The organism is Methylobacterium sp. WL18 (genome assembly GCF_008040015.1).
GTDB classification, from domain to species: domain Bacteria; phylum Pseudomonadota; class Alphaproteobacteria; order Rhizobiales; family Beijerinckiaceae; genus Methylobacterium; species Methylobacterium mesophilicum.
In genome coordinates, this window is the sequence record NZ_VRVD01000512.1 from 1 (window position 1) to 3,394 (window position 3,394).

The following is a 3,394-nucleotide window of genomic DNA, read 5'->3' on the forward strand; positions in this document are numbered from 1 at the left end:
CCGCGTAGGCCCCGATGGTCCGCCGCGCCGCGCCAGCGGGCATAGGCCCAGGGGCGGTACCAGACGCCCCCGCCCGGCAGCCGCTCCGGCACGAGATCGATGCCGTGGGTACCGAACGGGCCACAGCGGCAGATCCGTGCGAATCCCATCCAGGCGCCCGGCCAGAGGCCGTGCCGGGCGATGGCCTGGTCGGCGTATTCGGAGCAGCTCGGCCAGTGGCGGCACTGGCGGCCGATCAAGCCCGACAGGGTCAGCTGGTAGGTGCGAATCGCCCAATGCGCGGCGCGGCGGACCATCGGGGCCTACGCGGCGGCCGTCGCCGCTGTAGCCGGCTTTCCGGTGGCTTGTTCTCCGCCGGATTGGCGCTTGGCGGCGATCTGGTCGAGGGCGTCGACCACCGCGTCGAAGGTCAGCAGGGTCGAGGCATGGCGCGCCTTGAACTCCCGCACCGGCTCCAGGACCGCGAGGTCCGCCCAGGCCCCGTCGGGCGCGGGACCGTTGGCCTTGAGCATCGCCCGCATGGCCTCGCGGACGCCGCGCAGCTCGTCCTCGGTGGCGCCGACCACGTGGCGGCCCATCAGCGACGAGGAGGCCTGCCCGAGGGCGCAGGCCCGGACCTCCTGAGCGAAGTCGGCCACGCGGCCGTCCGCGCCGAGTACGAGGTCGATCGTCACCGTCGAGCCGCACAAACGGGAATGCGCGGTGGCGCTGGCATCGGGCCGCTCCAGGCGTCCCAGATGCGGGATGTCGGCGGCCAGTTCGAGGATACGGCGGTTGTAGATGTCGTCGAGCATCGGGGCCTCGGGCGGGTGCGTCATCCGATCGGGCTATTGCCCATCGGGATTCTGCCGCGCGACCCGTGCATTGCGTGTTGCCGCGCGAACAATGATATAGGCCCCCGACGGTCGCTTCGCGAGGAGGCGGTTCGTCGACCAGGGTCGCGCCCACGGCCAAGGTAGTTCCCACGGCTCTAGTCCAACCGGGGCGCCGGCTCGAACTTGTTTCGAGCCCGGGATCTCCCTCACAGGCCCGACGCGATCCGACGATGTATGCCAAGCCTGACAGCACCACGATGAAGTCCCGTGTGGCGCGGGCCGGAGATGCCATGGATGCCGCGCTTAAATCATTGTCCTATCGAGGCGAAGGACAGGGTCCGGACCGGGGCGGCATCGATGGGCGGGATCTGGGACAGAGTCTGACCGGCATGCGCAACGACAACCGACCGGTCGATGACGGCCGCCCCGCAGCGGTCGAGGTCGCGCCGGAGCCCGCCTCCGCCACCCGCGTGCCCGAGGGGATCGAGACCGGCCGCCCGAGCCGTGCCGAGGCCGAGGCCGCGGTGCGCACGCTCCTGCGATGGGCCGGCGACGATCCGACCCGCGAGGGTCTGCGCGACACGCCGGCCCGGGTCACCAAGGCCTTCGGGCAGCTGTTCGGCGGCTACGAGATGGATGCCGAGGCCCTGCTGGCCCGCGTCTTCGAGGAGGTCGAGGGCTATTCGGACATCGTGCTGGTGCGCGACATCCCGTTCTACTCCCATTGCGAGCACCACATGGTGCCGTTCATGGGGCTCGCCCACATCGCCTATTACCCGACCCGCGGGGTCGTCGGGCTCTCGAAGCTCGCCCGCGTGGTCGACACCTTCGCGCGCCGCCTGCAGACGCAGGAGACCATGACGGCGCAGGTCGCCGACGTGATCGAGAGCATCCTCAAGCCCCGGGGCGTGGCCGTGATGGTGGAGGCCGAGCACCTCTGCATGGCGATGCGCGGCGTGCAGAAGGCCGGCGTCTCGACGATCACCAGCCAGTTCCGCGGCGTCTTCAAGGACGACGCCAGCGAGCAGGTGCGCTTCCTCACCCTGGTGCGCGGCGGCACCAAGTAACCGCAGGCCGGATGCCCCGATCGGGCGGCCATCGTCACGCGGCCTTCATCGATCGGGCTACACCCCATAGCGTCGATTCAAGCTCCACCGGACTCGCTTCTGCCGCCATGACCGCAAGCGATAGCGCTTTCGATCCCCCCGGCACCCGGGCCGAGGTCGAGGAAGGCACGGGCCTGACCCCGCGCTTCGACCGGGACGGCCTAATCGCCTGCATCGCGGTCGACGCCCATGACGGGCGCGTGCTGATGCTCGCCCACATGAACGCCGAATCCCTGGCCCGGACCATCGCCACCGGGGAAGCCTGGTACTGGTCGCGGTCCCGGCAGGAACTCTGGCACAAGGGCGCGACCAGCGGGCAGATCCAGCGCGTCGTCGAGATGCGGGTCGATTGCGACCAGGACGCGCTGCTGATCCGCGTGGAGGTCGGCGGCGACGGCGGCTGCTGCCACACCGGCCGCCGGGCCTGCTTCTACCGCCGCGTCGTCCGCGGGGCCGATGGGGCCGTCACCCTGGAGGCCGCCGGGGCATGAGCGCGTCCCTTGCCTTGCAGTGGCAAGAATGTCCGGCCGTCCCCTATTTCCTCCCCGGCACCGTCGAGCCGATCCGGCCCCTGCCCAGTGCCGGCCCCCGCATCGGCCTGGCGCTGGGCGGCGGCTCGGCCCGGGGCTGGGCCCATATCGGGGTGATCCGCGCCCTCGAGGAAGGCGGCATCCATCCCACCGTGGTGGCCGGCTGCTCGATCGGGGCGGTGGTCGGCGCCTGCTACGCCGCGGGGCGCCTCGACCGGCTGGAGACCTTCGCGCGGGAACTGACCCGGCACCGGGTGGTCCGGCTGATCGACCCGCGCTTTCCCGGTTCCGGGCTGATCGCCGGCAACCGCCTCCGTCGGCGCCTGTTCGCCGATCTCGGCACGCGCCGGATCGAGAGCCTGCCGATCCGCTTCGGCTGCGTCGCCACCGAGTTCGGCAGCGGCCTGGAGGTGAGCCTGACCGAGGGCCCGACCGTGGAGGCCGTGCGCGCCTCCTACGCCATCCCCGGCCTGTTCCCGCCCGTGACCCATGAGGGGCGCGTCCTGATGGACGGGACCCTGGTCAACCCCGTGCCGGTGGCGCTCGCCCGCGCGCTCGGGGCCGACCTCGTGATCTGCGTGAACCTCAACGGCGATACCGGCGGCCCGGTGGTGCACGAGGTGCCGGCGCCGGCCGCGCGCCGGAGCTTCCTCCAGCTGATCCGCGCGCGCCTGCCGGGCTTCGAGCCCCAGGAGGCCGAGATCCCGGTCCCGGGCATCGCCCGGGTGGTGCTCGGCGCGTTCAACATCACCCAGGACCGGATCTCCCGGGCGCGGCTGGAGCGCGACCCGCCGGACGTGGCCATCGGCCCGGATGTCGCGGCCTTCGGCCTGTTCGACTTCCACAAGGCCGCCGAGGGGATCGACATCGGCTACCGGGCGGCCCGGGCGGCCCTGCCCCGGATTCGCGCCGTCGTGAGCGGCGCCGCCGCGCGCGCCTAGAG

General features: G+C 72.0%; 5 protein-coding genes. 3 read left to right on the top strand and 2 right to left on the bottom strand.

Annotated features, from left to right (window positions below; translation table 11 throughout):
* Together yidD and FV228_RS24060 are read right to left on the bottom strand one after the other, a co-directional pair.
* Positions 1-296: membrane protein insertion efficiency factor YidD (gene yidD, locus FV228_RS24055; RefSeq protein ID WP_147856868.1), on the bottom strand; the 296-nt coding region annotated here is incomplete at its 3' end.
* A 6-nt stretch (positions 297-302) separates the two neighbouring features.
* Positions 303-794, bottom strand: coding sequence for an iron-sulfur cluster assembly scaffold protein (locus FV228_RS24060; protein WP_147856872.1), 492 nt, complete (start codon positions 792-794; stop codon positions 303-305).
* Between the two features lie 251 nt (positions 795-1,045).
* On the opposite strand from FV228_RS24060, the gene folE reads away from it, so the two are divergent.
* The 3 genes from folE (at position 1,046) to FV228_RS24075 (ending at position 3,392) form a co-directional block, all read left to right on the top strand.
* A complete protein-coding gene (folE, locus tag FV228_RS24065; RefSeq protein WP_147856869.1) occupies positions 1,046-1,882 on the top strand; it encodes a GTP cyclohydrolase I FolE in 837 nt (278 codons plus the stop codon).
* A gap of 107 nt (positions 1,883-1,989) precedes the next feature.
* The gene (gene hisI / locus FV228_RS24070) at positions 1,990-2,412 is read left to right on the top strand and encodes a phosphoribosyl-AMP cyclohydrolase (protein ID WP_147856870.1); all 423 of its coding nucleotides are present in this window, start codon (positions 1,990-1,992) and stop codon (positions 2,410-2,412) included.
* A complete protein-coding gene (locus FV228_RS24075) occupies positions 2,409-3,392 on the top strand; it encodes a patatin-like phospholipase family protein (RefSeq protein WP_147856871.1) in 984 nt (327 codons plus the stop codon). Before hisI ends, FV228_RS24075 begins: the two co-directional genes overlap by 4 nt.
* Positions 3,393-3,394: the final 2 nt, after the last annotated feature.